General features: G+C 68.7%; 29 protein-coding genes. 8 read left to right on the plus strand and 21 right to left on the minus strand.

Translation table 11 applies throughout. The features are described from left to right. Positions 1 to 115: 115 nt before the first annotated feature. The 6 genes from ACOZ38_RS36535 to ACOZ38_RS36560 form a co-directional block, all read right to left on the minus strand. Positions 116 to 550, minus strand: a complete 435-nt coding sequence (locus tag ACOZ38_RS36535; RefSeq protein WP_424535553.1) for a hypothetical protein — start codon at positions 548 to 550, stop codon at positions 116 to 118. 514 nt (positions 551 to 1,064) lie between these two features. After that, positions 1,065 to 1,373 carry a hypothetical protein gene (locus ACOZ38_RS36540; protein WP_424535554.1) on the minus strand — a complete coding sequence of 103 codons (309 nt, stop codon included), beginning with the start codon at positions 1,371 to 1,373 and terminating at the stop codon, positions 1,065 to 1,067. 245 nt (positions 1,374 to 1,618) lie between these two features. Next, a complete protein-coding gene (locus ACOZ38_RS36545; protein ID WP_424535555.1) occupies positions 1,619 to 2,182 on the minus strand; it encodes a hypothetical protein in 564 nt (187 codons plus the stop codon). 239 nt (positions 2,183 to 2,421) lie between these two features. Continuing rightward, on the minus strand, positions 2,422 to 3,390 hold the full coding sequence (locus ACOZ38_RS36550) for a phosphotransferase family protein (RefSeq protein ID WP_424535556.1): 969 nt from the start codon (positions 3,388 to 3,390) through the stop codon (positions 2,422 to 2,424). Between the two features lie 146 nt (positions 3,391 to 3,536). Further along, positions 3,537 to 4,400 carry a hypothetical protein gene (locus tag ACOZ38_RS36555; RefSeq protein ID WP_424535557.1) on the minus strand — a complete coding sequence of 288 codons (864 nt, stop codon included), beginning with the start codon at positions 4,398 to 4,400 and terminating at the stop codon, positions 3,537 to 3,539. 13 nt (positions 4,401 to 4,413) lie between these two features. Then, a complete protein-coding gene (locus ACOZ38_RS36560) occupies positions 4,414 to 4,650 on the minus strand; it encodes a hypothetical protein (RefSeq protein WP_424535558.1) in 237 nt (78 codons plus the stop codon). Positions 4,651 to 5,070: 420 nt separating this feature from the next. Here ACOZ38_RS36560 and ACOZ38_RS36565 point away from each other — a divergent pair, with 420 nt between their 5' ends. The 3 genes from ACOZ38_RS36565 (at position 5,071) to ACOZ38_RS36575 (ending at position 7,784) form a co-directional block, all read left to right on the plus strand. Then, the gene (locus ACOZ38_RS36565) at positions 5,071 to 6,147 is read left to right on the plus strand and encodes a hypothetical protein (protein ID WP_424535559.1); all 1,077 of its coding nucleotides are present in this window, start codon (positions 5,071 to 5,073) and stop codon (positions 6,145 to 6,147) included. Beyond that, on the plus strand, positions 6,144 to 6,851 hold the full coding sequence (locus tag ACOZ38_RS36570; RefSeq protein ID WP_424535560.1) for a creatininase family protein: 708 nt from the start codon (positions 6,144 to 6,146) through the stop codon (positions 6,849 to 6,851). Before ACOZ38_RS36565 ends, ACOZ38_RS36570 begins: the two co-directional genes overlap by 4 nt. A gap of 297 nt (positions 6,852 to 7,148) precedes the next feature. Further along, positions 7,149 to 7,784: a histidine phosphatase family protein gene (locus tag ACOZ38_RS36575; RefSeq protein WP_424535561.1), complete on the plus strand. Its 636-nt coding sequence runs from the start codon at positions 7,149 to 7,151 to the stop codon at positions 7,782 to 7,784. A 49-nt stretch (positions 7,785 to 7,833) separates the two neighbouring features. Here ACOZ38_RS36575 and ACOZ38_RS36580 read toward each other — a convergent pair whose 3' ends face one another. Beyond that, complete coding sequence (locus ACOZ38_RS36580) at positions 7,834 to 8,148, minus strand: alpha-hydroxy-acid oxidizing protein (protein WP_424537154.1); 315 nt, start codon at positions 8,146 to 8,148, stop codon at positions 7,834 to 7,836. Here ACOZ38_RS36580 and ACOZ38_RS36585 point away from each other — a divergent pair. Together ACOZ38_RS36585 and ACOZ38_RS36590 are read left to right on the plus strand one after the other, a co-directional pair. After that, entirely contained in the window at positions 8,071 to 9,174 is a 1,104-nt protein-coding gene (locus ACOZ38_RS36585; protein WP_424535562.1) for an AAA family ATPase, read from the plus strand. The genes ACOZ38_RS36580 and ACOZ38_RS36585 overlap by 78 nt on opposite strands. Positions 9,175 to 9,179: 5 nt before the next feature. Further along, positions 9,180 to 9,959, plus strand: a complete 780-nt coding sequence (locus ACOZ38_RS36590) for a DUF4276 family protein (protein WP_424535563.1) — start codon at positions 9,180 to 9,182, stop codon at positions 9,957 to 9,959. Here the strand turns inward: ACOZ38_RS36590 and ACOZ38_RS36595 are convergent. Continuing rightward, positions 9,942 to 11,105, minus strand: coding sequence for a lactate 2-monooxygenase (locus ACOZ38_RS36595; RefSeq protein ID WP_424535564.1), 1,164 nt, complete (start codon positions 11,103 to 11,105; stop codon positions 9,942 to 9,944). The two genes, ACOZ38_RS36590 and ACOZ38_RS36595, sit on opposite strands and share 18 nt — an antisense overlap. A gap of 176 nt (positions 11,106 to 11,281) precedes the next feature. Then, on the minus strand, positions 11,282 to 12,751 hold the full coding sequence (gene crtI / locus ACOZ38_RS36600) for a phytoene desaturase family protein (RefSeq protein ID WP_424535565.1): 1,470 nt from the start codon (positions 12,749 to 12,751) through the stop codon (positions 11,282 to 11,284). Between the two features lie 305 nt (positions 12,752 to 13,056). Here crtI and ACOZ38_RS36605 point away from each other — a divergent pair, with 305 nt between their 5' ends. Both ACOZ38_RS36605 and ACOZ38_RS36610 read left to right on the plus strand, forming a co-directional pair. Then, positions 13,057 to 13,581 (plus strand): RNA polymerase sigma factor, encoded by a 525-nt coding sequence (locus ACOZ38_RS36605; RefSeq protein ID WP_424535566.1) that lies wholly within the window; start codon positions 13,057 to 13,059, stop codon positions 13,579 to 13,581. Beyond that, a complete protein-coding gene (locus tag ACOZ38_RS36610) occupies positions 13,578 to 14,024 on the plus strand; it encodes a DUF1722 domain-containing protein (protein WP_424535567.1) in 447 nt (148 codons plus the stop codon). Before ACOZ38_RS36605 ends, ACOZ38_RS36610 begins: the two co-directional genes overlap by 4 nt. A gap of 109 nt (positions 14,025 to 14,133) precedes the next feature. Here the strand turns inward: ACOZ38_RS36610 and ACOZ38_RS36615 are convergent, their stop codons facing one another. The 5 genes from ACOZ38_RS36615 to ACOZ38_RS36635 all read right to left on the minus strand — a co-directional run bounded on the left by ACOZ38_RS36615 (position 14,134) and on the right by ACOZ38_RS36635 (position 17,479). Beyond that, positions 14,134 to 14,688, minus strand: a complete 555-nt coding sequence (locus ACOZ38_RS36615) for a carboxymuconolactone decarboxylase family protein (RefSeq protein WP_424535568.1) — start codon at positions 14,686 to 14,688, stop codon at positions 14,134 to 14,136. Positions 14,689 to 14,805: 117 nt separating this feature from the next. Continuing rightward, entirely contained in the window at positions 14,806 to 15,168 is a 363-nt protein-coding gene (locus ACOZ38_RS36620) for a hypothetical protein (protein WP_424535569.1), read from the minus strand. A 176-nt stretch (positions 15,169 to 15,344) separates the two neighbouring features. Further along, entirely contained in the window at positions 15,345 to 16,157 is an 813-nt protein-coding gene (locus ACOZ38_RS36625) for an SGNH/GDSL hydrolase family protein (protein WP_424535570.1), read from the minus strand. Positions 16,158 to 16,432: 275 nt separating this feature from the next. Beyond that, a complete protein-coding gene (locus tag ACOZ38_RS36630; RefSeq protein ID WP_424535571.1) occupies positions 16,433 to 16,795 on the minus strand; it encodes a DUF488 domain-containing protein in 363 nt (120 codons plus the stop codon). A gap of 78 nt (positions 16,796 to 16,873) precedes the next feature. Next, positions 16,874 to 17,479: an N-acetyltransferase family protein gene (locus tag ACOZ38_RS36635; protein ID WP_424535572.1), complete on the minus strand. Its 606-nt coding sequence runs from the start codon at positions 17,477 to 17,479 to the stop codon at positions 16,874 to 16,876. A 167-nt stretch (positions 17,480 to 17,646) separates the two neighbouring features. Here ACOZ38_RS36635 and ACOZ38_RS36640 point away from each other — a divergent pair, with 167 nt between their 5' ends. After that, on the plus strand, positions 17,647 to 18,828 hold the full coding sequence (locus ACOZ38_RS36640; RefSeq protein WP_424535573.1) for an NAD(P)/FAD-dependent oxidoreductase: 1,182 nt from the start codon (positions 17,647 to 17,649) through the stop codon (positions 18,826 to 18,828). A 115-nt stretch (positions 18,829 to 18,943) separates the two neighbouring features. Here ACOZ38_RS36640 and murQ read toward each other — a convergent pair whose 3' ends face one another. The 7 genes from murQ to ACOZ38_RS36675 all read right to left on the minus strand — a co-directional run bounded on the left by murQ (position 18,944) and on the right by ACOZ38_RS36675 (position 26,757). After that, complete coding sequence (gene murQ, locus ACOZ38_RS36645) at positions 18,944 to 19,858, minus strand: N-acetylmuramic acid 6-phosphate etherase (protein WP_424535574.1); 915 nt, start codon at positions 19,856 to 19,858, stop codon at positions 18,944 to 18,946. A gap of 119 nt (positions 19,859 to 19,977) precedes the next feature. After that, on the minus strand, positions 19,978 to 20,949 hold the full coding sequence (locus ACOZ38_RS36650; protein ID WP_424535575.1) for a GNAT family N-acetyltransferase: 972 nt from the start codon (positions 20,947 to 20,949) through the stop codon (positions 19,978 to 19,980). Next, positions 20,946 to 21,953, minus strand: a complete 1,008-nt coding sequence (locus ACOZ38_RS36655) for an ABC transporter ATP-binding protein (protein WP_424535576.1) — start codon at positions 21,951 to 21,953, stop codon at positions 20,946 to 20,948. The genes ACOZ38_RS36650 and ACOZ38_RS36655 overlap by 4 nt, the downstream gene beginning before the upstream one ends. Continuing rightward, positions 21,950 to 23,005, minus strand: a complete 1,056-nt coding sequence (locus tag ACOZ38_RS36660; RefSeq protein ID WP_424535577.1) for an ABC transporter ATP-binding protein — start codon at positions 23,003 to 23,005, stop codon at positions 21,950 to 21,952. The genes ACOZ38_RS36655 and ACOZ38_RS36660 overlap by 4 nt, the downstream gene beginning before the upstream one ends. Positions 23,006 to 23,009: 4 nt before the next feature. Next, positions 23,010 to 23,933 (minus strand): ABC transporter permease, encoded by a 924-nt coding sequence (locus ACOZ38_RS36665; protein ID WP_424535578.1) that lies wholly within the window; start codon positions 23,931 to 23,933, stop codon positions 23,010 to 23,012. Continuing rightward, positions 23,930 to 24,967: an ABC transporter permease gene (locus ACOZ38_RS36670; protein WP_424535579.1), complete on the minus strand. Its 1,038-nt coding sequence runs from the start codon at positions 24,965 to 24,967 to the stop codon at positions 23,930 to 23,932. Before ACOZ38_RS36670 ends, ACOZ38_RS36665 begins: the two co-directional genes overlap by 4 nt. Further along, entirely contained in the window at positions 24,964 to 26,757 is a 1,794-nt protein-coding gene (locus ACOZ38_RS36675; protein WP_424535580.1) for an ABC transporter substrate-binding protein, read from the minus strand. The genes ACOZ38_RS36670 and ACOZ38_RS36675 overlap by 4 nt, the downstream gene beginning before the upstream one ends. Positions 26,758 to 26,825: the final 68 nt, after the last annotated feature.

A 26,825-nucleotide genomic window follows, 5' to 3' on the forward strand; every position in this document is an offset into this window, starting at 1 on the left:
GCCACGCGCCGCGAGGACCCGGCCTTCCCAGCCCGGCACCCGCCGGTACCGATGGTCACCAGCAGGACCAGCGGCACCAGGCGGATCAAATGTCCGAATCGCATCGCGGCGGAACTCAGCAGGTCAGGCGTACCGACTCACCCCACCCGGACTTGCTGTACTCGTCGTTGCGGCCCCACCATGCCTGCGCATACGCCCTGTAGGTCTGGGTACCGCCGCTGCACCGCCAGGTCGCCGCCACGCTGGCCGTGCTGACCGAGTTGGCCCGCAGTTCGTTGGTCTTTTTGGCTGACCAGTTGTTGAGAGCCCGGTACTGATACAGAATAATCTTCACCTTGATCGATGGCTGCTTGTACTGGCAGGACAGCGATGTCCGGGCGACGAAGTTCTTGGTATTCCCGCTCCGGTAGTAGTACGGGGCGACGGCCCGTAGGGTGCATCCGCTCTGAGTCCAGGTCTTGTCGGCATAGGCGGGAGCACCCATGCCGACTACGCCCGCGGTCACACCCAGGATGGTTAGGACCGCCGCGGCTGTTCTTCTCAGCCTCATTTCAACTCCTTAATAAGTGGGTCCACGCCGAGTCATCTCCCCTTCTGTTCGACAAGGCGGATCACTCGGTCCCCAATTGTCGTTGCACGCGCTGATACGTTTTCAGCAGTGAGCCGGCGAGGGACGGGGCCGCTTTTGGATGTCATTGAATTCCGGTGCCGGGCCGGTTGCCTGTGCGCATCAACACCGCACACCTTGAAGGAAATCTTTCGCGCTGGGGTATTTCGGACGTCAATGACGCTGAGTGAACGTTTCATTGACGTACGAAGCAATGACCGATGGGATGGTGTCAATGCCGGAGCTCTGCAGACCTTCGGCCCGGTCGTCCATGGCCTGAGCTGGGTCATCACCGACATGAACGAGGTCCACTGGTTCATGAAGCGCATGCGCACGGTGATCAAGGGGCGGACTGGCTCTGTAGACGAGATGTGGTTCTGGCGCAAAATGTCACCGAGTTCCGACACCACTCCAGGGAGGCCCTCCAGGTCTTCTCGGCCAGGGCGCGGCCGGAGTGTCAGCTTTCGGAGCGCCAGCGGTCGATGAGCGATGCCGGCATCCGGTCATGCTGCTCTTTGGGAAGCGCGGGTGGGCGCGGCACCGCTGCTGTCCAGCACGTGACCTGCAACGTGCGCAGATCAAGGTAGGGCCGGATGTCGTCGGGGTCGGGGGCGCCGGGTAGGCGGCCCTGCTGTCCAGCGATCGGGATGTTGGCTTGTGTGGCCCATGACATGGCCCCAGGCCGATCTGTTCTCCATGCGCCTGGGTTGATGGTGCCGTCGCGTTGGATCTGTCGAGCTTCGGCCACCCCGAAGGTGTGGAACATGTCCGGCACCAGCGCCTGCGGTGGCGGGCGAGGGGTTGTCCGTCGTCGGGCAGGTCGTTAAGCAGCGCGACGGATTCGCCGTAGACCTCCGGGCCGGGGCTTTGCTCCTGGAGGGGAGAGGTGAAGTGGTGACGAGGGGTCCGGAGGACAAGGGGGCGCCGGTCAATTTGAACAGTGCGTCCCCGGCCGCACCGGTACGGTCGCGCCCTCGCCCGATATTGCCGACGGATTTCAGGCGCAGGACACTAGTTGGTGCAGTCCTGGTTTTTGAGGGCCAGGCCCAGCACGTAGATCTTGCCGTGGGACAGCGTGAAGTAGTAGTAGGCCTTCCGGTTGCCGGGGATGGTGGTGATGGGGTACCCGCTGGCGGCTCTCTCCAGCTTTGGGTAGGCCTTCTCCAACTGCTTCCTAGTGGAGCCGATCCTGATGCCCTGAGGGGTCTTGACACCCTTGGGCGCGGCGATCAACGCCACGCCCCGCTTCTTGGAGATGTAGAGGCCCACAGCGTCGCGGCCGCTCGGGTGCGCCTTCAGGTCCCAGCCCGCACAGCCCCCGTCGTCGAACTTGTGGACGATCTTCCCGGTCGCCTTGGCCTGCTTGGCGCTCATTCCCAGCTTCACACCTCCGTAGCCCGACGGCCCCAGCGTGCCGCTGGAGTGAGCAGCCGGGGCCTCGGCGACGGCCGCGTTCGAGCTCGCGGTCGCGGTCCCGACGCCGATCATCGCGATTCCCACGGCGAGGCCGGCCATCAACGCCGAACTTCCCATCCTGCGGGCGGTCATGACCTTCATCTTGCTGGTGATCGTCATTGCTGACTTCCCCTCTGCTGGCGGTCGATGTGACACCCGTGGACGGGAGGCGGAACACCTGCGCCCGGGGGCCTTGCGATAAGAGCAAGCTAGGCCGGGAAGTGTTGAGGCTACGTTGAGGATTTGCTGAGTCTCCACCGAACCCGGCGCGGTTCAGACTGCCGGCGTCGCTCCTGCTGCGTCGCGTGCGCCGGGTTGGCCCTGGTCGGCTGCCCGGTTGGAGTGACAGATGCTCACGCCTACCATCCAGTGTGGTATCTCGTCCAAGCGATGGCGGCAGCTGCTGCCCGGCGCTGGTAGTTGCGTAGGTTCGGTACGCCTGGCGGTGCGGGCTGCCGGCTCATGCGAGTCCAGTAGCCGGCGTATGCGGCCGCGTAACTGGCGATCACATCTGATGGAACGAGATCCCAGGCCCGGGCACCGACCAGCGCCTTCTCGGCCGCACCCGGAGTGTTGCCGGCCATGATCAGGTGCGGGACCAGGTCTGTGATGTCCTGCCAGGCGGCGCCCTGGCATGGTTGCGCCCAGTCCACGACGAACCCGGTTCTGTTGCTCGTGGTGATGAGCAGGTTGTCTGGACGGATGTCCCCATGGACCAAGGTGGTGCCGTCGGCATGCCGACCCCAGAGGGTTTCCAGGTCGGCGAGCGCGTGCAGGTGCTGTCGTTCCCAGCCGCCTAGGTCGGACGGTGGTGAGTCGGCCAGTTCGCGCCAGCCGTGCAGCCAGCGGACTCGGCTGGCGGAAGCCTGCGGGAGACCGGACAAGGGGGACGGTGTCAGCAGTTCCACCATGTCGGAGAGGGTTGACACGACGGTGGGGATGTCCGCTGAGCCGGGCGACAGATCAGGGTGGCGTCCTACGATGTCGTCGAAGATCAGGACGATCCATCCGGCCGAGGTGCCGTGCCATCGCAGGCGCGGCGCTGGTACGGCGGAGGGAAGCCGGTCGGCGGTTTCCGCCTCGACCTGGTACTTTCCCGCCAGGACGTGATCAGCCGGGATGGCCTTGACGAACGCCCGGTCGCCGCCGGCCAGGCCGAGACGCGCGGCAGCCCCCGGCGAGAAGCCGCCGCCCTGCACGTCGGCGGTGACGACGGCCGAGCCGAGGTGAGTGGTGATGAGGTCGCGTAGCTCGCTGGGGAGATCGCCCCAGGACGGGCGTGCCGCTGTGAAGCCGAGCGGCGGATGGTCGAACAGATCGGATGGCACGGTGAAAGGCCCCTCGAGGTGTTGGGATGACTGCGGCGACCACGCCGAGCAGGGGCCGAGAGAGTGTCTCGTCTAATCCTGCTCGGCGCTGATAGCTCGCCGTTCGACGTGAAGGGGCACCTGACAACCGTATCCCTTGAGCCGGCTCAGTCGAGGTCGAGGTGGTAGCGGTAGGCGTCGATGGCCGGGCCCAGCGCCGCCATCATCTCCGGTACGGTGCGGTGGGCGAGGGTCAGGATGCGTTCCAGGGACCCGGCCAGGGAACGCATCGTCGGCACGGGCGGGCTGGTGATGAGCGCGTCCAACTGGGCCAGGCACCAGCGGCCGATCTCGGTGTCGAGGTGGTACCAGCCGTACTGGGCCCGCTCGGGGGTGAGCGCGGTGCGGATCAGGCTGCGGGCAGCGGTGTGGAGCATATGAGTCTCGGCGTAGGCCATGAACTGCTGGCCTCGCAAGATGCGCTTGTGGATCATCCAAGTGAGCACGAGCGTCTCCACAAAGAGCTGCTCACAGGTGGGCGCTGCGGCGAGACGGTGGGCAACGAACGCCGCGGCGGCGCGGTCATGTAGTCGTTCACCACCGTACGGCGCGGTGTAGATGGCGCGGCCCCGGGTGACCGCGGCGATGTGGTCGATGCGGTCGGCCGGGGCGAGGTACAGGTCTAGCTGGCAGAGCTTGCCGTCGTGCTCGATCAGGTGGACATAGCCGAGCCCGCCCATTCTGGGCACGATGGTGTCGCTCCAGCCGGGCAGGATCGCGCCCAGCTGGGTGGCAGCCAGAGCATGGTGGGCGCCCACAAACTTGGAGAAGGTCGGCGGGTGGACGCCGATGACGAGGTCCACGTCCGACAAGCGGTCGGAGTCACCGTGGGCGAAGGAGCCGCGGACCAGCAGGTCCGTGACAGCGGGGCTGCTAGTCAGCAGGCCGGAGACCCGCTCAAGGATCGCGATCTGGGCGGGCCGGTTGACCACCACGAGATCATCAATGGCGGCGTCGAGAATCGCGGACATGGGACAGTCCTCCCTATGAGGCGGTGCCGAGCAAGATGGATTTCCGGTGGCGCCACTTTTCGGCGGTGCCGGTGTCGCCGAGTGTGTCGTGCAGGTCGTGGAGCAGGTCGTAGACCTGTCCCTCGCGCAGCTCGTGGGTGAAGTAGAGCTGCAACAGGTGCTGCTCCGCGGCGTCGTGGTAGCCGAGCCGAGCCAGGGTCAGGGCCTGCTCGACCTGCTGGTGGGTCAGCGCGTCGGTCAGTGGTAGCAACGGGCGTACGGCGTCATAGGGGAGGTGCTGGCCGTTGGTCAGCTCGGCCAGTTCTGGGCTGGAGTAGCAGTCCAGGATCAGGTGCAGCCGGGGTGGGCCGCCGGTTGCACGCGCCGTGCGCGTGAGTTGGGGTGAGCCGCCACAGTCGACCCGCGAGCCGCCGTGGAAGTCGAGGATCTGCCAGGTACGGCCGGTGGCGTTGCTGGAGCTGCGCGAGCGTCGGAGCGCTCACAGCGCCGTCTGCCAGTCCCGCGCCCGGCCTACCAGGAAGGCCAGCGCTTCGGCTCCCTCATTGACCGGGAACACGAAATGGAGGTCATCGTCCATCGGGCGAACACAGTAGGCCAGCTCACAGTGCCCCCTAACGATCGTCACTGTCGCCCGCAGTCGGCAGTCCGCTCCTCGGACGCCGCACGTACCATGCTTGGACTTGCCCCCGGCTACTCCGATGCGTCCCCTTCCAGCCACGCTGTCGGCGCCTCCCCAGAGAATCTTTCCAGCCAAGAACCGCCGGCCAGCACGGGCACGACGGCGCAACAGCTCAGCTTGAGAGATCTCACCAGCGCTACAACTCCACCGATCGTGGCCGGTCTCCGTCGCATTCTCACTGCGCAGATCGAGGCGGAGGCGATGATGGGGCCGCGACTGCTCGTCAGAGGCGTCCATGGGCAAGTACCCATCATCGAACGAGTATGCCAAGTGGCCAAAGGGACCGATCGGGCCGAGACACTCGATATCGGCAGCGAGTTCCTCGAATTCTTCGGTTGGCTGCACCAGGGTTCTGGCAACTTCGTAGAAGCCATGTTTTGGACCAACAAGGCGCTGGACTACGCAATGGAGGCTGAGGATCAACATGTCATCTCATATATCCTCATGCGTAAGAGCAACATTGCCGCAGAGTCGGGCGACTACGCTCACGGGCTAGGTTTGGCGAATGCGGCCTTGTCCAAGTCCAACGTTCTGACTCCACGACTTAGAGCCGTAGTTCTACGGGCTCGTGCGAACGCCCACGCGCATCTCGGCGAACTAGGTAGGTTCACTGAAGATTCCGAGATCGCACTCGCCGAGGCTACGGCAGGCATCAACCAGGTGGAGAATGACCGTGCCCCGTACTGCACGCCCTCATATATCGAAATGGAAGCGGGCGCATCCTGGGTGCTACTCGGACGTGCCTCCCATGCCCTGCCGATGTTCGAGGACAGCCGATCCCGATGGGCGGACCCAGGTCAGGTCCGTGACCGGGCTCTGTGCCTGGCACGCCTCGCGACCGCGTATGCCGTGCCCGACCACCCGGAGCAAGCCTGCCAGGTAACTGATGATGCCATCGCGCTGACCCATGTACTTGGTTCGAGCCGGGTGCTGTCGCAGCTCAAGGCTCTTCGCCGCTGTTTGACCAGATGGTCCAACCACCACGATGTAGCAGACTCGATCGCAAGGTTGGACATCTTGACCACTGCGTCTCAATCTTCGCCGTCCAAGCCGGAAGGAACCTGGTGAACCACCTGCTGACCACAGCGACCACGACGGACGAACAAGACCGCAGTGCGTCAATGGCGATTCTCCCGATTGGCAGCTTCGAGCAACACGGCAGCTATCTTCCTCTAACCACGGACACAGTCGTCGCGTCCGTGATCGCACGAGAACTGGCCAGCGCCTATCGCGTCCTTCTCCTTCCTCCCGTGACCATTTCATGTTCGCACGAGCATAGTAATTGGCCCGGCACTGTCAGCATCTCAGCACAGACGCTCTACTCGATTGTCAGTGATGTCTATGACTCAGTGACCCGTAGTGGAATCGCGACTCTCGTGATCGTGAACGGGCATGGCGGTAATTACGTCCTCAGCAATGTCGTGCAGGAAGCCAACGCCAAAGGTCGAAGCATGGCGTTGTTCCCCACGAAGGAAGACTGGAACGAGGCCAGAGCCGCCGCCCGGCTCTCGTCATCCATGCACGAGGATATGCATGCGGGAGAGCTTGAGACCTCCATTCTGCTGTATACCTATCCAGACCTGGTACGCGATGGATACGAGTCAGCTGACTGGATGGCAGGCGACAGGCGTCATTTACTGACGTCCGGCATGCAGGCATACACCACAAGCGGAGTCGTCGGACTCCCGTCTCTGGGCACAGCGGACAAGGGCAAGGCCGTACTCGAATCGCTCACCCGCAGCTTTTCCGGGGTTGTGCGTCTTTTCGAGTAATGCAGGACACCGCGCCATCCATGTCAGCGCTACAGGCCGCTTTGCGTAGGTAACGGCCGGGGTGGGCGTCAAGCGGCTCACCCGTCACGTGGGTCACGGGTGGGGATAGGAGACATCCCCACCACCCCTACGGTCTCTACGTCAGGATGCGAGATCTCATACGGTTACCCGGATGTCAGTAAGCTCGGGGGTTAGTTCTGAGGGGCGGGTTGTGCCGGTGAGGCCATGGCTATTTCTAGTTCCGCCAGGACGCAGCGGATTACCTGGCGTACGCCAGCCTGACCGGAGAGGTGCGGCATGACTGAAGCAGCGACCCGTTATCTGTATGTCGCCCGGCACGGTGAGGCTTCGGCGGATGAGAGCGAACTGACGGATAGGGGTCGCAGGCAGGCCGTACTGCTTGGTAGGCGACTCCGGGACATCCCTATCTCGGTGGTCCACCACGGCCCGTTGCCTCGGGCCGCGCAGACAGCGCATCTGATCGGCGAGCGACTGGACGGCGTTCCGGTACGCGTTTCGGAGATCGCCGGAGACTACGTGCCCTATATGCCCAGACGGGAGGAACTGCCGCCGGAGTCGGCCGACTACCTGCTCCGATTCCTCGACCAGTTCCCGGCGGAGGAACGCGCGCACGGCACACGGCTGGGCCTGGAGGCGCTCGCCCGATTCACCGGCCCTGTAGAGGGCGACGAAGAGGGTGACGAAACGCGCCATGAGCTGGTCGTCACCCACAACTTTCTCGTTGGATGGCTGGTCCGGGCCGCACTGGACGCCCCGAAGTGGCGTTGGCTGGGTCTTAACCATTGCAACGCGGCCCTGACGGTCATCCGGTACGCACCCGGCCGGCCGTCGTCTGTACTCCTCTACAACGACATGGGGCACCTGCCCACCGAACTGCGCTGGACCGGGTTTCCACCTGAGCCGCATTTATAAGCGCTTGGCCTGCCATCACGCGTCCCCCCACAGGTGCACGGTGCGAGAACTAACCAGATGCCAGTAGGTCGGGGGTCAGTTCTGTGGGGCGAGTGGTGCCGGTCAGGGGCATGGCTGTTTCCAGTTCGGCCAGGAGACAGCGGATAACGTGGCGTACGCCGGCCTCTCCGGCGAGGCCGAGGCCGTAGGCGGAGGGGTCGGGCCAGCAAGCAGAGCGTACCGGGGGCGCTACTCCTGTTGTGGGTCTATGGAAGCCCGTTTCGTCAGGTCGATCTAAGCTAGGCCCATGATGCGCCGCAGACTCCAGTCGATCAGGATCGAGGGGTACACGTCGATCCGCTCGGCGCAGGTCGAGTTGCGGGATCTCAACGTGCTCGTCGGAGCCAACGGTGCGGGCAAGAGCAACTTCATCTCCGTTTTCGCCCTCCTGGGCCGCATCGTGGATGGAGAGCTCAACCTCTTCGTCGGCCAAGCAGGCGGAGCTTCCGCCCTGCTTCACGGAGGCCCCAAGGGCGATGCTCGGATCACGTTGAGTCTCGGCTTCCAACCCAACGGGTACAAGGCGACGCTAGTACCCGCGGCCCGCGATGAGTTGATTTTCGGTGAGGAACGCATCTGGTTCTACGGTGAGGGCCAGGCGAAGCCGTTCGATGCCTCGCTAGGTCGAGGGCATAGGGAGAGCCGCCTGCTCGACGAGATCGGACAGCGCGGGGAAGCATCCATAGCCGGATACGTTGTGGACGTGATGCGGGGTTGCCGTGTCTTCCACTTCCACGACACGGGGCCCAATGCCCCCGTCAAGCAGACCGGTTACGCCTCGGACAACATCGCGCTCCACCCTGACGCGGGGAATCTCGCGGCCGTGCTACTCCGCCTACGAGAAACCGACAGGGCCTCCTATCGCCGGGTCGTGCGGACGATACAGCAGGTGGCTCCGTTCTTCCGGGACTTCGTGCTCATCGAAGAGGGCGGCCGACTGCAGCTGCGCTGGCAACAGGAAGGGTCGGACGTCGTTTTCCCGGCTGACGCGTTGTCCGACGGAACGCTGCGCTTCATCTGCCTCACGACCCTGCTGAGCCTTCCCGATCTGCCCCATCTCGTCGTGCTCGACGAGCCCGAGCTCGGGTTGCATCCTTACGCCATCGTGCAGCTGGCCGACATGCTGCGTGCGGCAAGCCATGAGAGTCAGATCCTCATCGCCACCCAGTCGGTGACGCTGATGAACCAGTTCGAGCTGGACGACCTCATCGTTGTCGAACGTGCCGACGGGGCCTCTGTCTTCGATCGCCCCGACCCCGCTGGGCTGCAAGGTTGGCTGTCGGACTACTCCCTGGGCGAGCTGTGGGAGAAGAATCTCCTTGGTGGCAGGCCGCAAGCCGAGTCCAGGTGACTGGAATGCGTCGGCTTCACATTCTGTGCGAGGGGCAGACCGAGGAGACGGTCGTCCGCGAAGTCGTCTCTGCCTACTTCGAAGGCGCTGACGTCTACGTCACGGCGTCCATTCTCAAGACGAAACGTCCGGCTGGGGGTCCCTCCTACAGAGGCGGCCTGTCAGGTTGGAACAAGATCTCCACGGAGATCGGTCTTCTACTTCGCGGCTCCTCCATCACCGTGTTGACCACACTCTTCGACTACTACGGCCTTCCTCTCGACGTTCCCGGAATGGCGACACGCCCGACCGGTTCGCCGTACGACAGGGTCACTCACGTCGAGCGCGCGATGGCTGACGCCGTCAGCGACCCGCGTTTCCTCCCCCATCTCGTTCTTCACGAGATCGAGGCGTGGGTTCTCCTTGGCCACGGCGCGCTCGGCGAACTCACCGGTGACGCTGCACTCGCTCAATCAATCGAGACGATCGTGAACGGTGCGCAAGGAGCCGAGCTTGTCAACGACGGAGCCGACACCGCTCCATCGAAGCGCATCCTCGGCCTCTACCCGCGCTATCGGAAACCTCCGACGGCCCGCTCGTCATCGCGGAAATCGGCATCGACACAATTAGGAAGGCCTGTCCTCATGCCGACGCCTGGTTCACCGCGGTCAACGCCGCTCTCTCAGAAAAGAGATAAGCGGCCTGGGTGGACTTCAAGTGGCTCACCCGTCACGTTCGTCACGGGTGGGGATAACAGACGTCCGCAATCCCGCCAGGTTTCTCATCGGTCATCCGGCAGCCAGTAGGTCGGGGGTCAGTTCTGCGGGGCTGGTCGTGCCGGTCAGGGCCATGGCTATTTCTAGTTCGGCCAGGAGGCAGCGGATGACGTGGCGGACGCCGGCTTCCCCGGCGAGGGCGAGGCCGTAGGCGTACGGGCGGGCGAGCAGGACGGCCTGGGCGCCCAGTGCCAGGGCCTTGATGACGTCGGGGCCCGTGCGGATGCCGCTGTCGAACAGCACCGTGGTCCGGTCGCCGACGGCTCCGACCACGCCGGGCAGCGCGTCAAGCGAACCGATGGCGCCGTCGACCTGACGGCCACCGTGGTTGGAGACGACGACGCCGTCCATGCCCGCGTCCACGGCCCGCCACGCGTCGTCCGGGTGCTGGATGCCCTTGAGCAGGATCGGGCCGTCCCAGTGGTCCCTCAGGAACGCCAGGTCGTCCCAGCTGAGCGAGGGGTCCCCGAACGTGGTGGCCCAGCGCAGGATCGCGGCGTCACGGTTGGAGTCGTCGATCGAGCCGCCGACCGCCTTCTGGAACGCGGGGTCGGTGAAGTAGTTGGCGACGCCGATGCCGCGCAGGAACGGCAGGTAGGCCTTGTCGAGGTCGCGCGGACGCCAGCCGAGCGTGTGCGTGTCCAGCGTGACGACCAGGGCCGTGTAACCGGAGGCCTTCGCGCGCGCGAGGAAGCTCGCCACGACGTCGCGGTCCTTGGACCAGTAGAGCTGGAACCAGCGAGGTCCGTCGCCGTTCGCCTCGGCGACCTGCTCCATCGAGTGCGAGGCGGCGGTGCTCAGCACCATCGGCACCCCCTGCGCCGCCGCCGCCCGCGCCACGGCGAGCTCTCCTTCGGGGTGCACGATCGTCAGGACGCCGATGGGGCCCAGCAGCACCGGGGAGGGCAGCGTCTGTCCGAAGAGCTCGACCGACAGGTCACGTACGGCCACGTCGCGCAGCATGCGGGGCACGATGCGCCTGCGCTCGAAGGCCTCACGGTTGGCTCGCGCCGTCGACTCGGTGCCGGCGGAGCCGGCGACATAATCGAACGCCTCGGGGGTGAGCCGCTGCCGCGCGAGGTGTTCGAGCGCGGTGAGGTCGGTGGGCAGCTCCGGCAGGACGTCGCCGAGCCCGTTCAGGTAGATCTCGTTCTGGAAGTCGGCGAGCGAACCCATGATCACCCTTCTGCCTGACCGCACCAATCGCTAGACGATCATTCTAGCAAGCGGGTCTGCTCACCCATCTCCCGATCTCGAAACCATCGGCCATTGGAATGGCGCAGGTCCCGTTTGTGAAGCTCAGCGGCACCCGCGTTGAGCCTGTGGACACCGCTCGTAGCTGGCGGTCAGCGTCATGGGAAGGCCGCCAGGATCCGCTCGGCGGCCAGCCGGCCGGAGATCAGCACCGGTGGCACCCCAACTCCTGGAGCGGTGTGCATGCCCGCGAAGTGCAGCCCGGGGATGCGTCCCGCGGTTCCCGACGGCCTGAACCAGGCGGTCTGGGTGAAGCGGTGGTCCAGGGCGAAGGGGGTGCCCGCCGTGTGGCCGCGCCGCTCCCACTCGGGCGGGTCCAGGGTGAGCCGGGGCGCCGCCCACAGGTCGCCGTAGCCGAGGTCGGCGAGCCGGCGGAGCAGGCGGTCCTCCAGCCGGGGCGTCAGCCGGTCCCAGTCGCCGCCGCCGAGCAGGTTGGGGGTGGGCTCCAGCACGGTGAGGGTGGCGTGCCCGGCCGGCGCCGCGCCCGTGTCGGACTCGGGGTAGGTCACCAGCAGGTTCGGGTCGGGCTGTGGCCGGCCGGCGGACAGGGCCGTGAAGGTGGAGTCCCACTCCTCGCCGAAGTGGAGGGTGTGGTGCGCCTGGCCTGGCAGCCGCCTGTCGAGGCCGAAGTGCAGCACCAGGCACGACGGCGAGAACCTCGGGCGCCGCAGCCGCCAGTCCCCGGCGCCGTCCGGCAGCAGGCCCGCGTGGGCCTTGGGCAGGTCGCAGGCGACCACCACGTCGCCCGCCGTGAGGCGCTCGCCGGTGTCCAGCCGTACGGCGGCGACGCCGAACGCGTCCGTCTCGATCTTCGTCGCGCGCACGCCGTAGCGGAACACCGCTCCCGCCTTCACCGCGACGGCGGCCATGGCCCTCGGGACGGCGTGCATGCCGCCCTCGCGGGGGAAGTAGACGCCGCCGACGGTGTCCATGTGCGCCACCACGGCGTAGATGCCGAGCGCCCGCCGGGGTGACAGACCCACGTAGAGCGCCTGGAAGGTGTGGGCCCTGATCAGCCTGTCGTCGGTGAGGTGCCGCCTGACGAGCCGGTCGAGCCGCCGGAAACCGCCGAGCGCGGCGAGCCGCGACAGCGCGTACGGCTGGGCCAGGCTCCTGAGCCGGGTCATGTCGCGGTCGATGAACGCGGGCCACTCCGCCTCGAACATCTCGCCGAGGAGCCGCCGGAACCTCCGGTAGCGCACGGCCTCGGCGGGCCCGCACAGGGTGCGCACATGCTCGGTCATCGCCTCCTCCCCCGCCACGATGTCCAGGTGGGAGCCGTCGTGGTACCTGAGCCGGTAGTACGGGTCGAGCCTGCGCAGCCGCAGCCAGTGCTCCATGTCCTCGCCCGCCGAGGCGAACATGTCGGCCAGCACGCCGGGCATGGTCAGGACGGACGGCCCGGTGTCGAAGCGGTAACCGGCGAGGCTCGCGGTGCCGCAGCAGCCTCCCGGCACGTCCCTGGCCTCGACCACCGTCACGTCACGCCTCGCCGCGGCGAGCCGGATCGCGGCGGAGAGGCCGCCCAGACCCGCTCCGATGACCACGGCCGGGCCTCGCCTCGCCATCACCATAGGTGCAGCTCCTTTGATCGCTGCTAACCCTTTCGGCGGTGGCGGGGCTTCCGGATGCACAGGTGGCTCGCTCCCCCGGGGACGCATCCATGCCGGGCCGGGGCAACGAAGAACAAGACATGGATCCCATTAGGGGAGAAATGCCAGCAATGGCAGTGCTGCGTGCCCTGGATGACCGCCTTGCGGGTAAGCGAGCACCAGGTCAGGGCCGTACCGAATTGACCCTTTCTTGGAGGCCCCGCCCTGCAATGATCTTGAACTGCCCGATCCCGCTCGCCTTGAATGGGATGCGGGGGCGCATGGACGACACGATTGGAGCCCGCCTCGCCAGGGGCGAGGCGGGATCGCTCGGCGACTGTTACCGCGAGCACGCCCCGCTGGTCCGCTCCTACCTGCGGCGGCTCGTGCCCGCCCAGGACGTCGAGGACGTGCTGCAGGTCGTGTTCACCGAGGTGTGGCGCTGCAGGCACCGGTTCGACCCGGCGAGGAGCCTGCCGGCCTGGGTGGTCGGCATCGCGCGCAAGCGGGCCGTCGACCACCTGCGGGCACGCGCGCCGTACACCGTGCCGCTGGACGCCGTGGGCGACCCTCCCGGGCGGGACGGCCGCGCCGACGGCGACGACCTCGCCGACCGCGACCGGCTGCACAGGGCCCTCGCCAAGCTGCCCGCACCCCAGCGGCAGGCCATCGAGCTGGCCTACTACGGCGACCTGACCCAGCGGGAGATCGCGGAGCGCCTCCAGGTGCCCCTCGGCACCATCAAGGCGCGCACGACACGCGGCCTGCACCGCCTGTCCTCGCTGCTGGACGTGGCTGCCGGATGAGCGGCGAGCGCGTACGGCCGCGGGTGGCGGTGTCGAGCTGCCTGCTCGGCGCGGCGGTGCGGTTCAACGGCGGTCACAGCCGTGACAGGTTCCTCTCCGACGCGCTGTCGGACCACGTGGACTGGGTGCCGATGTGCCCGGAGATGGACCTCGGCCTCGGCACCCCGCGCGAGACACTCCGCCTCGAACGCTGGACGATCGGCCGCAACGTCAACGTGCTGCAGCACTGCCTGGGCATGATCAGCGACCACCTGGACCCGGCGCGCCGGGCCGACCTCGTCGAGGTGATCCGGTCGTACCAGGCCCGCCACGTGCCCCTCAGCGTGCCGCTGGCCCTGCTGCGCCACCACATCAGGGGCGCGGGAGCCACGTACCTGCGGGACCAGACGTACTTCTTCCCCTACCCGGACGAGCTGCGCCTGCGCAACCACGTCCCTGCCTGACCCGGTTCCGGCGGCGGCCGTGGCGGCACCGCCGGAACCGGCCTGTCCTCAGTCCTTGACGATGCCCCTGCTTCCCGGGGTTCCGCGTATTCGGCCGGCCGCCGAAGGCCTAGCCGCCGAAGGCGTGGATCACGCCGGAGTACCCCTCGGCGACGATCTGCTTGGCCATGGGCTGGTAGGCCCCCGGGTCCGGCGGCGCGAGCGTCGCCAGGCCGTCGACGTAGCGGTTGAACATGCAGAACGCGGCGGCGATGAGCACGGTGTCGTGGATCTCCAGGTCGGTGGCGCCCACCTCGCGCGCCGCGGCGACGGCCTCGGCGGTGACGGCCCGGCCGCTCTCCCGCACCTGCGCCGCGATGACGAGCAGCTTGCGCACCTTCGGCGACACGTCGGCGGTCTCCGGACTGGCGCAGGCACCCGTGACCTGCTCCATCCCGCCGGGGAGTTGCTCGGCCGCGACCGCCCCGTGGATCGAGCCGCAGAAGTCGCAGTCGTTGAGCCGGGAGACGTACGCGGCGATCAGCTCGCGCTCGCCCCGGGAAAGCGTGCTGGGCCCGCGCAGGAGCAGGTCGGTCAGGTCGTTGAGGGGGCCGGCCGTCTCGGGGCGATAGAGCATGGGGCCGACAATGCCGGGCGCGTCATTGTTGAGCGAGATATGGGGCATGATCCCGATTTTGGCTTACGAAATGACCATGTCAACAGCGCGTCGCGATCTCCCTTGAGACCGCTCCGCCACGCCGGGGACAAGGCCTCGCCGTTTCACCGGAAATATCCCGATTTACTAGGCGAACGCGTAGCACTCCACCTCGGCACGGCGGCGCGTCAGGCCCGCCCGCACCGAACGGGTGACGCAGCGGCGCTCCGCACGGCTCAGCTTCAGCTTGCCGCACACGGTGATGCCGGAATAGGTGCGGCAGTCGAGGTATGGATTCCACCTGCCGATGCGGTAGCGCCTGCTCACCGCCAGCCTGCACTGGTTGCGCAGCTTCTTGGTGTTGGCGTACCGGCACTGGTGGAACAGGATCCTGTACTGCGCCCTGCTCACCGATATCCTCGACGCCGCCTGAGCCGTGCCCCCGGTGACGAGGAATCCCGCCACCATGACCACGAGCAGCAAGGTCGCGGCGAATATTCGCTTCATCATGCTCTCCCCCTGGGCTCCACGATAACTCGCGACATTTCACGACTCGGCCGCCGGGGGACATTTGTTCCATCACGACCGTATGCTCCGAGCAGGGCGAAAACGGCTTTCGGCCCGCTTAACCCAGCATCAGGTTAATTCCAGCGAAAGACCAATTTGCACCTAACGGGGGTTAGGTCTCAGACGTCGTACAGGGCGGAGAGCACCGTGCCCGCGATGAGCCGGTGTCCGGTGGCGTCGGGGTGGTCGCCGTCGTCGGCCAGCAGCCTCGTGTCGTCCAGCGCCCCGTCGTGGCCCTTGAACGGCGCGTAGAGGTCGACGTACCGCGCGCCCGCCGCGGCGGCCGAGGCCGCGAGGGTCTCGTTCACGGCCAGCGTGAGCCTGTCGCTGGTGGTGACGTACGCCGAGCCCTGGGCGCGGCCGACGGCGCCGTCCATGAAGACGTTCCAGTAGCCGGTCACGATGATCCGGCTTCCGTCGCGCTTCTCCAGCGCGCGGACCTTCCTCAGGATCGCGTCCATGTTGGCCCGCAGCCGCGCCAGATCCTCCTTGTAGCAGGCCAGATCCGCGCCCGGGCCGCAGGCGTCGTTCTCGACGGTGGCGCTGTCGAAGTCGTTCGCGCCGATCGTGATGATCGTCACGTCGGCCTCCACCACGGTCTCCTCGGCCGCGTCGTCGGCGAGCTGGTCCAGCAGGCCCTGGGTGGTGAGCCCGGCGGCGGCGAGGTTCTTGCTGACGACCGGGGTTCCCTGCCTCGCCGCCAGGGTCTGGCCGATCAGCGAGACGTAGGTGTCGCAGTCGCACGCGGAACCGGCAGGCACCGAGTCGCCCAGCCCCACGACCATGCCCACCGCCCCCGGCGGAGCCGGTAGGGCCCTTTCCGAACGCGCAGGCGGGGTGGCGATCGACACGGGATCGCGGGCCGGCGCGCCCGCCGCGGAGACGGCGTCGAGCGTGACGCCGAGGGTGGCCACCATGAACAGCAGCGTCACGCCCACCCTGAACCGCGTCCGGCGCACGGCCCCGAAGAGCCGCCCGGAATGCCGGTTATGAGGACTTATGTCGCTCATAGGTAGAGAACGCACGATTCTATGGTGCCGCACGCCGCTGAGTGCCTGGTGAGTACGCCCTGAAGACACGCTGAGAGAAGCTACTCCCCTCGCGGGTCCGCCCTCAGGCTTTGCCGACTATCCCGGCCCACTTTCGCGGCCGTAGCCCGGCACACTTCACGAGAGACCGGAGCTATCCGGGCAAACCGGCCGGGCGCTCAGACCGACTGGCGCAGCAGCTCGGCCAGGATGGCGGCGTTGCTGTGCTCGACGTCCTTGGTGGCGGTGAGCAGGGTCACCGGCCCGGCTTCGAGCAGCCCGCGCAGCCGGTCCAGGGCCGACCGCCGCGCGGGGGCCTCCAGCTCGGCGAGGTACCGGCTCCGGAACTCCTGAAACCTGGCGGGGTCGTGGCCGTACCAGGTGCGCAGCTCGTTGGACGGCGCGACGTCCTTGAGCCACTCGTCCACGTGCGCGTCCTCCTTGGCCAGGCCGCGCGGCCACAGGCGGTCGACGAGCACGCGCGTGCCATCGCCGGGAGAGGGAGCGTCATAAACGCGGCGCACCGATGCGAGAGGTGACATGTCTCTCCCCCGTCCGTCGTGCGTCATCCCGTGGTCACCGAAAGTATGCCCAGTTCAGCGGGCCTGACCCCGAGATCTTCAGGCCACGGGCCCCCGGGACCGCCGCGGCGAGGAGCCCGGGCCGCCCTGGGCCGACCCCCTCAGCACGATCTTCGGGTCCCTGCCCAGCTCCAGGTACATGTGGACCTCGTCGAAGCGCTCGTGGCCCACCTCGATGACGTTGGGAAGCCGGCCCCACTCGCGGAAGCCGAGCTCCTCGTAGAGCTCGATCGCGCCGTGGTTGTTGCCCCGCACGCCGAGGGTCAGCGTCTCGACGCCGGCGGAACGGGCGTCCTCGACGAGGGCGGCGACGACCAGCCGGCCCAGCCGCAGCCCTCGCGCCGAGGGATGCGCCATGATCTTTCCGAGCTCGGCCGAGTGCTCGAAGACCGGTCCCGGCACCCGCCTCCACAGCCCCGTCGCCTTGACCACGCCGTCCACCCGTGCCAGCGCCAAGGCCGCGCGGCCGATACGGACGTCGGCGAGGACGCCGTCCAGGAAGGGGTCGGTCTCGTCCCGGCCGGGCGGTCTCAGGTAGCCGACCGCGCCGCCCAGCTCGACGACGGCGTGCATGACGCGCTGGACCTCTTCGCGCAGGGCTTCGTCGGCCTCGGTGGGCCACACCAGATCGATGCGGGGAGACATGGAGGTGAATTATCCATGCTCACAACCACACCGCTCCAGGCGGGGGCTGTGAGCAACCGGCCGCACTGTGACCCACACCACAGCTCCCGGATGTCACGGCGCCGGGGACCGGAGCCGTCCTCGTGGTCGGACGCCCCCCGGAGAGGGCGCCGACAGAGGAGGACGGCATGAAGGACATGAGCACCGCTCCGCACCGCATCGTGGTACTCGGCGCGGGCTACACCGGCATGATGGCCGCGATCCGCGCTGCGCGGCGCACCCGCCGCCACGGCGGGCACGTCGTCCTGGTGAACCCCTCGCCGCGGTTCACCGAGCGGCTGCGGATGCACCAGATCGCGGCGGGCACGCGGCTCGCCGACCACCGGATCCCCGAGATGGTCGGCGGCACCGGCATCGAGTTCGTCCAGGGCCGGGCCACCCGCATCGACCCCACGCTGCGGCGGGTCACCGTGAGCGCGGCCGAGGGCGAGCGCGTGCTCGGCTACGACACGCTCGTGTACGCCATCGGGAGCGTGACCGTCACGGGCGAGGTGCCCGGCGTCGCGGACCACGCCCACACGCTCGACACCCCCGGTGCGGCCGTACGGCTCGCGGAGCGGCTGAGGGAGCTCGCCCCAACCGGAGGCACCGTGGCGGTGTGCGGCAACGGCCTGACCGGCGTCGAGGCCGCGACGGAGATCGCCGAGTCGTTCCCCGGGCTGCGGGTCGTGCTCGTCGGCCGTGACCGGCCCGGCAGCATGATGGGCGAGCGGGCCCGCGCCCACCTCGACCGGGCCCTCGCGCGCCTGGGCGTCGAGACCCGCACCGGTGCGGAGATCGTCAAAGTGCTGCCGGACGCCGTGGAGCTCGCCGGGGGCGAGCCGGTCCAGGCCGACGCGTGCCTGTGGACCACCGGGTTCGAGGCCTCGCCGCTGGCGGCGGACTCCGGCCTCACCGTGGACGGGCGCAACCGGGTCGTGGTCGACGCCGCCCTGCGGTCGGTCTCGCACCCCTCGATCTACGCGGTCGGCGACAGCGCCGCGATCCGCCAGGACTTCGGCGTCCTGCACGGCACCTGCCAGAGCGGCGTCCCCAGCGCGGCCCACGCCGCCGACTCGATCGCGCGGACGCTGCGGGGCAGGGAGCCGAGGCCGTTCCGCTTCGGCTACATCCACCAGCCGGTCAGCCTGGGACGGGGGGACGCCGTGATCCAGTTCACCCACGCCGACGACACCCCGCGCCGGCTGTGGCTGGCCGGCAGGCCGGCCGCCGTCTACAAGGAGCTGGTGAGCGGCAGCCCGCCCGTCACCTACCGCATGAGCCGCCACCTCGCCATACCGGCCGCCCTCCTCGGAGCGCGTCGCGCGTGAAGGGTTTCACAAGCTCCGCGAGAGGTCTCACAAGCCCGGTTAAGTGCCTCACAAGCGCGTGCCGCGCCTCACGAGGCCTCACGGGCCGCGCCTCACGAGGCGTACCGGCCGCGCCTCACAGGTCCTGGCGGCCGGCTTCTAGCGCGCTTTCGAGCCGGTCGCCGTAGGCCGCGAGCAGCAGGCGCGCCTCGTCCGGGTCGAGCCGGCGCTCGATCATCACGACGGCGGTCTTGACCTGGTGTCCCGCGGCCTCCAGGGCGCGGCGGGCGGCGGAGAGGTCCGCGCCGGTGATGTCGCCCACGATGCGGGCGGCCCGGTCCACGAGCTTGGTGTTGCTCGCGGAGACCTCGACCATGTAGTTCCCGAAGGTCCGGCCGCACTTGACCATCGAGATCGTCGAGATCATGTTGAGCACCAGCTTCTGCGCCGTGCCGGCCTTCAGCCGCGTCGAGCCGGTCACCACCTCGGGCCCGACGATCACCTCGACGGCGTGGTGGGCGGCCCGCGAGAGCGGCACCCCCGCGTTGCAGGAGAGCCCCACCGTGAGGGCGCCCAGCCTGTGGGCCTCCTTGACCGCGGCCACCACGAATGGCGCCCGGCCGCTGGCGGAGATCCCCACCACGGAGTCCAGCGGTCCCGCGCCCTGCTCGCGGATGGCGGCGGCGCCGGCCTCCGCGTCGTCCTCGGCGCCCTCGACCGACCGGGTCAGCGCCGGCGCCCCGCCCGCGATGATGCCGCGCACCACCTCGGGGTCGGTGCCGAAGGTCGGCGGGCACTCCGAGGCGTCCAGCACGGCCAGCCGCCCGGACGTGCCCGCTCCCACGTAGAGCAGCCGCCCGCCGTCCTGCATGCGCGCGGCGATGTCGTCGATCGCGGCGGAGATCCGCGGGATCGCCCTCGCCACCGCGGCGGGGACGGTGGAGTCCGCCGCGTTCATGAGGCGGGCGATCTCGTCGGTCGGCAGCCTGTCGATCTGGCGGTAGCGGGGGTCGCTCTGTTCCGTCGTGGACAGCGCAAGTGGTTGGGCCATGACTCCTCGTATTCCAGGGCGTTGACAAGTGGTTCGCCGGGGTCGGCTGCCCGGCCGGGGTCGCCTTGTCGGCCGAGGCGCGTGCCCGGCCGGAGGGTGGGTGCTCCGCCGGAGGCGCGTCAGGTGAGGGGGCGGCGGTAGAGCCAGAAGACCCGCTCCACGCGGGCGCCCACGGCCTTGGCGTAGAAGCGCACCGGCCCCACCCAGCCGATCTGCGTGCTGCGCTGGCCCGCCGCCGCCTGCTCTTCCAGGCACCGCCGCAGGAGGACGCCGCCGACCCCGAGCCCCCGGGCGGCCTCGGCGGTGCCCATCGGGCCGAACCACCTCGGCCTGGCTCCCCAGGCGGCGAAGCCCAGGATCTCGCCCTGCCGGGTGGCGTAGTGGCACCCGGCGGCCTGGGCGACCTCCCAGGCCCACGCGTCGTTCCAGTGCTCGCGGACGAACGCGATCACCTCGGAGCGCTCGCCGGGGGGCGCCGAGCGCAGGGCGACCCCGGCCGAGGCCAGCCGGGCGAGGTCGTCCCCGGCGCCGGCCTCCGTACGGGGGCCCGCGCCCGCCCCCGTAAGGTCACCTTCCCCCGAGCCCCCGCCGGCCCCCGTACGGTCGGCGGGCAGGTACCCGGTGAGGTCGGCGGTCATGTTCCAGGCGGTGCGGTACCTCTCGTAGCCGAGGCTCTCGGCCAGGCAGACCGCCGGGGTGTAGCGGACGTCGATGCCCGGCCAGGCGTAGCAGGGAGGGTTCCCGGCGAGGCGCGCCTCGCGGGCTCCCCGCTCCCGCAGCCACCTCTCGGCCGCGGCCACCAGCGCCCGGCCCGTCCCCCTGCCCTGCGCGGACGGGTGGACGGCCAGCAGGTCGACATGCCCGACGCCCTCGGTGGGGGAGGACGAGACGAACACGACCCCGTCGAGGCCGGGCGTCACCAGGGCGGCCGCGTCACGCCCCTCGGGCGGGTTCGACAGCCGTGAGACGATCTCCGGCGCCTCCGGGGCGTCCAGCGTCAGCGCGGAACGCGCCAGCTCGCCGATCGCGGGCAGCTCGGCGGGGACGGCCGGGCGGATGCCCGCGCGCTCATCGGGAGCGCCGCCGCTCACGCGACCGCCTCCACCGGGATCACGCTGCGGCGCTGCGGGTGGAAGCACGCGTGCTCGTGGGACGCGTCCGCGCCCGGCACCAGCGAGGGCAGCTCGTTCTCGCAGCGCTCGGTGCGGAACGGGCACCTGCGGGCGAACAGGCATCCTCCGTCCGCGTGACGCTCGTCCAGCGCCTCGGTGGGCACCACCCGCTCCGGCCCGGGCTGCTCCAGCCCGTGCAGGACGGGGATCGCCGACAGCAGCGACTGAGTGTACGGGTGCGTCGGGCCGGAGATGACGGTCTCGGTGAGCCCGCGCTCCACGACCTGCCCCCGGTAGAGCACGTACAGCTCGCCCTCGTCGCCGATGTACCTGGCGGTGGCGATGTCGTGGGTGATGAACAGCACGCTGACCCCGAGCCGCTCGCGCAGGTCCTTGAGCAGCGCGAGGATGCTCAGCCGCATCGACACGTCGATCATCGAGACCGACTCGTCGGCGACGAGCATCTCGGGGTCCACGGTCAGCGCGCGGGCGATGACGACGCGCTGGCGCATGCCGCCGGAGAGCTGGTGGGGGTACCGGCCGAGCACGTACCCGGGGTCGATGCCCACCAGGGAGAGCAGCTCCTCCGCGCGGTCGTCCACCCAGCCCTTCGAGCGGCCCGTCTGGCGCGCGCGCAGCGTGAGCGGCGCCTGCAGGGTCTGGTGGATCGTGCGGGTCGGGTTGAGCGCCGAGTACGGGTCCTGGTGGATGAGCTGGATCCTGCGGAAGTACGGCTGCCGCCGCCGGTGCCGCAGGGAGGACATCGGGACGCCGTCGATGACGATCTCGCCGGAGTCGTAGGTCTCCAGCCCGGCGATGATCCGGCCGAGCGTGGTCTTGCCGCACCCGGACTCGCCGATGAACGAGACCGCTCCGCCCTTCTCGATGGCGAAGTCGACCCCGCGCAGGGCCCGCACGTCGCGGCCTCCGAGGACGTCGCCGCGCTGTTTGTAGGTCTTGGTGACGCCGGTGCCTGTGATCACGCGTACTCCTCCTGTCCGGCCGTGGAACCCGGCCGCTCGACCGCGTGGCACGCGACGATCCTCGCCTCGTGGTTCAGCGGGCGCGGGTCCACCGTCTCGCAGATGTCCATGCGCAGCGGGCAGCGCTCCCGGAAGACGCATCCCCGCGCCGGCAGGGTGCCGAGCGTGGGGGGCCGCCCGGGCAGGGCCCGGGCCTCGGCGGTGTCGCCGGACAGGCGCGGGATCGCCCTGATCAGGCCCCTGGTGTAGGGGTGGCTGGGGGCGCCCAGCACCTCCATGGTGGGGCCGTGCTCGACCACGCGCCCGCCGTACATCACGGCGAGGTGGTCGGTGACCTCGGCCGCGACCCCGATGTCGTGGGTCACCAGCAGGGTGGTGAGCCCGCGCTCCTTGTGGACCTCGCGGACGATGCGCAGGATGGTGGCCTGCGTGATCATGTCGAGCGCCGTGGTCGGCTCGTCCAGGATGACGAGCTGCGCGTTGAGCACCAGGGCGAGCATGATGCCGACGCGCTGGCGCATCCCTCCCGACAGCTCGTGCTGGTGGGAGTCGAGCACGCGGGCGCCGTCCAGGCCCATGCGCTCCAGCAGCTCCTTGGCGTCCCGTACGAGCGCGCGCTGGTCCTCGACGCCGTGGGAACGGCCGAGGTCGAGCAGCTGCTTGCCAACCGTCTTGAGCGGGTTGAGGGAGTTCTGCGCGGCCTGGAAGACGTACCCGAGGTGACGGCCGCGCGCCTCGCGCAGCTCGTTCCCCGCCAGCTCAAGGACGTCTCCGAGACCGTCGATCTCGACGCTGCCGCTCTTGACGCGGCCGGGCGACTGCACGGCGTTCAGCAGCGAGAGCGCCAGCGTGGACTTGCCCGAGCCGGACTCCCCCACGATGCCGGTGATGGTGCCCGGCTCGATCGTCAAGCTGACGCCCCCGAGCGCGGGCAGCTCGCCCAGAGGGGTCTTGTAGACGACCGTGAGGTCGCGGACGCGGACGCCGGGGGCCGTGCTCGCGCCGGGCCCCGCGACCAGGCCGCCGGGGCCGGGAGATGCGGTGGTGGTCACCTGGTTACTCCTCACGCAGCCGTGGGTTGAAGATCTCGTCCATCGCGTCGACGATGAGCACGATGCCCAGCGTGAGCAGCAAGATGGCGAGCAGCGGCGCCAGCAGGTACGGCAGCGCGGCCGTGCTGGTCAGGGCCCCGCCGCCGAAGACGGCGAGGTTCAGCATCACGCCCCAGTTGTTGGAGTCGAACGGCAGGACGCCGAGGAAGAACAGTCCCACCTGGGCGTAGATCGCGCCGGTCACGGCGATGAGCACGTTCATCGCGATGTACGGCGCCATGCTGGGCAGCAGCTCGCGGGCGACGATGTGCCTGGTGGACAGGCCGAGGCCCTTGGCGGCCTCGATGAAGCCGCGCTCGCGCAGCGACAGGGTCTGCGACCGCACGGCCCGCGCCACGCCGCCCCAGCCGAGCAGGCCGAGGACCAGGCCCATCTCCAGCGGGCCGTTGAACTTCCACACGGTCGACAGCACCAGCAGCAACGGAAGGCCCGGGATCGTGAGCTGCAGGTCGGTGATCCGCATGAGCACGGTGTCCCAGCGCCCCCGGTGGAAGCCGGCGAGCAGGCCGAGCGCCGTGCCCAGCGCGACCGTGATGATCGCGGTGGCGAGGCCGGTGAGGATGACGTACCGCGAGCCGGTGACGACCAGCGCGAGCACGTCCGTGCCCTCGAAGTCCGTGCCGAACGGATGGGCCAGGCTCGGCGCGGCGTAGAGCGCGTTGTCGTCGCGCGGGAGGTGGGCGGGGTAGAGCATCGGCCCGGCCACGGCCATGATCGCGAACAGCGCGACGATGGCGACGCCCAGGATGCGGCTCGGCTTGCGGCGCAGCACGCGCCCGACACCGCGCCAGAAGTTGCGCCGCAGGGTCGCTCGCATGCCCCCCGGGCCCTGGCTGCTGCCCCCGGGCAGGAGTGTCGTCACCGTCATGCCGTGCCTCCGGTCCGCACGCGGGGGTCGATCACGGCGTACAGCAGGTCAGCCGCGATGTTGGCGACGATGATCGCCATCGTGGTCACCAGGAAGGTGCCGCCCATCAGCGCGTAGTCGCGGGAGCCGATGCTGTTGACGAGCAGCAGCCCGAGCCCCGGATAGTTGAAGATGCGCTCGATGAAGATCGCGCCGCCGAACAGCATGCCGAGCGAGAGCGCGAGGATCGTGAAGAGCGGCAGGATCGCGTTGCGCGCCACGTACCTGAACAGGACTCCCCTGGAGAGCCCGCGCAGTTCGGCGGCCAGGATGAAGTCGTCGCCGAGCACGGTCGCCACGCTGGACTTCATCGCCAGCACCCACCCGCCGTAGCTGGCCAGCGCGTACGTCAGCACGGGCAGGGTGGCGTGGTGAATAAGCGAGGCCAGGTAACCGGCGTTGAAGCCGGGCACGAACTCGACGTCGACCGGGCCTCCGGCGGGGAAGATCGGCCACAGGGTCGTGAAGATCGCCAGGACGAGCAGCCCGATGACGTACTGCGGCACGCCGTGCAGCAGCGAGCCGGAGATCGACAGCATGTCGCCGAGCTTGCCCGACCGCTTGATGCCCGCGTAGACCCCGAGCGTCACGCCGAGCACGAAGCTCAGCAGCGTGCCCCCGAGCACCGGCAGCACGGTCCACTTCGTCGCCGAGGCGATCAGCGTGACGACCTCGGTGCCCGGCGTGCTGAGCGACTGGCCGAGGTCGAGGTGGAGCAGCGCCTTCATGTAGCCGACGTACTGCTCCCACAGGCTGCCGGTGGGCAGGAACCCGTAGAGCGCCGCCGTCGCGCGCTCGGCCTGGTCAGGGGACATCCCCCGCTCGATCAGCGTCTCGTACTGCCCGAGCACCGGGTTGCCGGGGATGTTGCGGATGATCACGAAGCTGATCGTGGTGACCACCCAGATCATGACGAGGCCGCGGACCAGATGACCCGCGAGCCTTCGGGGTACCGCGTTCTTCCGGGGACCGCCCCGGACCGCGAAGAGCTTCATAGGCTACTTTTCTTGATCATCCCAAGTTGCATCCACACGCCGGCGGGCAGCCGCAGCGCCTCGCTCCCCGCCTCCGGCCAGCCGGTGTAGCGGGTCGTGTTGACGAACTGGGTGTTGACGTAGTCGTAGATCTGGATCACGGGGAGCTGCTCGTTCGTCAGCCTGGCCAGCGTGCCGACGATCTTCTTCTGCTCCTCGGGGGACGCCAGGTTGAGCTTGTTGGTCAGCTCTCCTGGGTTCACCCCGTCGATCTTCTCGGGGCCGCCCATCCAGTTGCCGTTCTTGCCCGGCGGCGAGTGCTTGAGCTGCCCGGCGAGCAGCGACCAGCCGTTGGCCGAGCCGTAGAGGCGCTGGTAGATGTTGTACGGCGAGGGCCCGAGGGCCATCAGCCAGAACCCGATGTCGAACTTGCCCGAGGCCAGTTCGTCCAGGTAGAGGATGTAGTCGGCCGAGGTGACCACGGTGGCGTCGATGCCGTGGTCGTTGAGCTGGCTGGTGATCGACTTGGCCGCCGCCACCCAGTCGGAGAACGACGCGGGCACGTTGAGCTGCACCTTCCAGGGCTTGCCGTCCGGCATCGCCCACGTGCCGCCCTTCTTGACCATACCGGCGGCCCTCAGCTCCTGGTCCGCCTTGGCGGGGTCGACCTTGTACTGGTCGAGGGTGCCGAGCTGGTCGCCCAGCCAGGCCTTGGCGGAGCTGCCGTGGATGCCGGTCGTGGTGACCGACGGTGTGCCCGCCTCCGGCGAGGCGATCTTCGTGACCTGTTTTCTGTCGATCAGGTACGCGAGGGCGCGCCGCACGTGCACGTTGTCGTACGGCTTGCGCGCCTGGTTGAACGCCATGGACGCCGCCACCGGGGAGTAGCCCTTGCGGATGTCGTTGCCCGGGGTCTCCTTGATGCGCTTCATGACCGCGGCGGGCACGGCCGTGAAGGGGGCGCTGTCCAGCTTGCCGGAGACCAGGTAGTTCCAGATCTGCTCGTTGCCGGTGTAGTTGAGGACCTTCACCTTGTCGGGCACGATCTTGGCGGCGTCGTAGAAGTACGGGTTCTTCTTCAGCAGGGCCGCGCCGGGGTTGACCCGCTCCAGCACGAACGGGCCCGCGGAGACGTCCTCGCGCGGCGCGAAGGCGATGACCTGCTGCGACAGCCCGGTGATCTCGGCCTTGGCCTTCTCGGCCGCGGGACCGGTGCCCCTGGCGGCCGTCAGCGTCGTCCAGAAGCCGGCGGGCAGCAGCGAGCCGTACACATGGGCGGGGACGACGACCATGGACAGCACGTTGCGGAGGAACGCGTTGCTGCGGTTCGCGCCCTGGACGATCTTGACGGTCTTGGCGTCCACGATCTGGATGTCCGCCGCCGCGCCGGCCGCCCCCGCGTTCACGGTGTACGCGCTGCCGCCCTGCGTGTAGGCGAGGCCGATGGACACGCGGATGTCCTCGCTGGTGACGGGCTTGCCGTCGGACCAGCGGGCGTCCGGCTGCAGGTGGATGACGACCTCGCCCTGGTCGGGCGTGGCGGTCCAGCTCGCGGCGAGACCCGGGTAGAACTGGTTCGGGTCCATCAGGTCGTTCTTGGGCCAGGCCAGCGACATCGCGTCGTAGCCGACGAACGTGCTGCCTTGCGGGTTGAACGGGTTGATGGGCGCGGTGGCGTCGATCTGCTTCGCGCCGTCGATCGTGGTGTAGATGCCTCCCGAACCGGCGGAGACGCCGGTCTCCGTGGTGCCGCAGGCGGCAGTGGCTGTGGCGACCGCCGCCAGGGCCGCGATCGCTGCGAGTCGCTTCATGAAGTGCTCCAGGTCCGATTGCCAGGACCATACGGGCGCCAGGGCAGGGTGGTCAATTTTTTTCTTCC

The sequence above is a fragment of the Sphaerisporangium viridialbum genome (assembly GCF_049674955.1).
Classification (GTDB): domain Bacteria; phylum Actinomycetota; class Actinomycetes; order Streptosporangiales; family Streptosporangiaceae; genus Sphaerisporangium; species Sphaerisporangium viridialbum.

What these genes read in the sequence shown, in the direction of transcription:
- ACOZ38_RS36535 (WP_424535553.1), bottom strand. Translation starts at nt 550, where the DNA reads ATGAGGCTGAGAAGAACAGCCGCGGCGGTCCTAACCATCCTGGGTGTG.
- ACOZ38_RS36540 (WP_424535554.1), bottom strand. Translation starts at nt 1,373, where the DNA reads ATGTTCCACACCTTCGGGGTGGCCGAAGCTCGACAGATCCAACGCGAC.
- ACOZ38_RS36640 (WP_424535573.1), top strand. Translation starts at nt 17,647, where the DNA reads ATGAAGGACATGAGCACCGCTCCGCACCGCATCGTGGTACTCGGCGCG.
- ACOZ38_RS36615 (WP_424535568.1), bottom strand. Translation starts at nt 14,688, where the DNA reads ATGCCCCATATCTCGCTCAACAATGACGCGCCCGGCATTGTCGGCCCC.
- ACOZ38_RS36555 (WP_424535557.1), bottom strand. Translation starts at nt 4,400, where the DNA reads ATGTCCGCGATTCTCGACGCCGCCATTGATGATCTCGTGGTGGTCAAC.
- ACOZ38_RS36620 (WP_424535569.1), bottom strand. Translation starts at nt 15,168, where the DNA reads ATGATGAAGCGAATATTCGCCGCGACCTTGCTGCTCGTGGTCATGGTG.
- ACOZ38_RS36670 (WP_424535579.1), bottom strand. Translation starts at nt 24,967, where the DNA reads ATGAAGCTCTTCGCGGTCCGGGGCGGTCCCCGGAAGAACGCGGTACCC.
- ACOZ38_RS36595 (WP_424535564.1), bottom strand. Translation starts at nt 11,105, where the DNA reads ATGGGTTCGCTCGCCGACTTCCAGAACGAGATCTACCTGAACGGGCTC.
- murQ (WP_424535574.1), bottom strand. Translation starts at nt 19,858, where the DNA reads ATGGCCCAACCACTTGCGCTGTCCACGACGGAACAGAGCGACCCCCGC.
- ACOZ38_RS36675 (WP_424535580.1), bottom strand. Translation starts at nt 26,757, where the DNA reads ATGAAGCGACTCGCAGCGATCGCGGCCCTGGCGGCGGTCGCCACAGCC.
- ACOZ38_RS36590 (WP_424535563.1), top strand. Translation starts at nt 9,180, where the DNA reads ATGCGTCGGCTTCACATTCTGTGCGAGGGGCAGACCGAGGAGACGGTC.
- ACOZ38_RS36635 (WP_424535572.1), bottom strand. Translation starts at nt 17,479, where the DNA reads ATGTCTCCCCGCATCGATCTGGTGTGGCCCACCGAGGCCGACGAAGCC.
- ACOZ38_RS36565 (WP_424535559.1), top strand. Translation starts at nt 5,071, where the DNA reads ATGCTTGGACTTGCCCCCGGCTACTCCGATGCGTCCCCTTCCAGCCAC.
- ACOZ38_RS36545 (WP_424535555.1), bottom strand. Translation starts at nt 2,182, where the DNA reads ATGACGATCACCAGCAAGATGAAGGTCATGACCGCCCGCAGGATGGGA.
- ACOZ38_RS36630 (WP_424535571.1), bottom strand. Translation starts at nt 16,795, where the DNA reads ATGTCACCTCTCGCATCGGTGCGCCGCGTTTATGACGCTCCCTCTCCC.
- ACOZ38_RS36605 (WP_424535566.1), top strand. Translation starts at nt 13,057, where the DNA reads ATGGACGACACGATTGGAGCCCGCCTCGCCAGGGGCGAGGCGGGATCG.
- ACOZ38_RS36575 (WP_424535561.1), top strand. Translation starts at nt 7,149, where the DNA reads ATGACTGAAGCAGCGACCCGTTATCTGTATGTCGCCCGGCACGGTGAG.
- ACOZ38_RS36610 (WP_424535567.1), top strand. Translation starts at nt 13,578, where the DNA reads ATGAGCGGCGAGCGCGTACGGCCGCGGGTGGCGGTGTCGAGCTGCCTG.
- ACOZ38_RS36585 (WP_424535562.1), top strand. Translation starts at nt 8,071, where the DNA reads ATGATGCGCCGCAGACTCCAGTCGATCAGGATCGAGGGGTACACGTCG.
- ACOZ38_RS36665 (WP_424535578.1), bottom strand. Translation starts at nt 23,933, where the DNA reads ATGACGGTGACGACACTCCTGCCCGGGGGCAGCAGCCAGGGCCCGGGG.
- crtI (WP_424535565.1), bottom strand. Translation starts at nt 12,751, where the DNA reads ATGGCGAGGCGAGGCCCGGCCGTGGTCATCGGAGCGGGTCTGGGCGGC.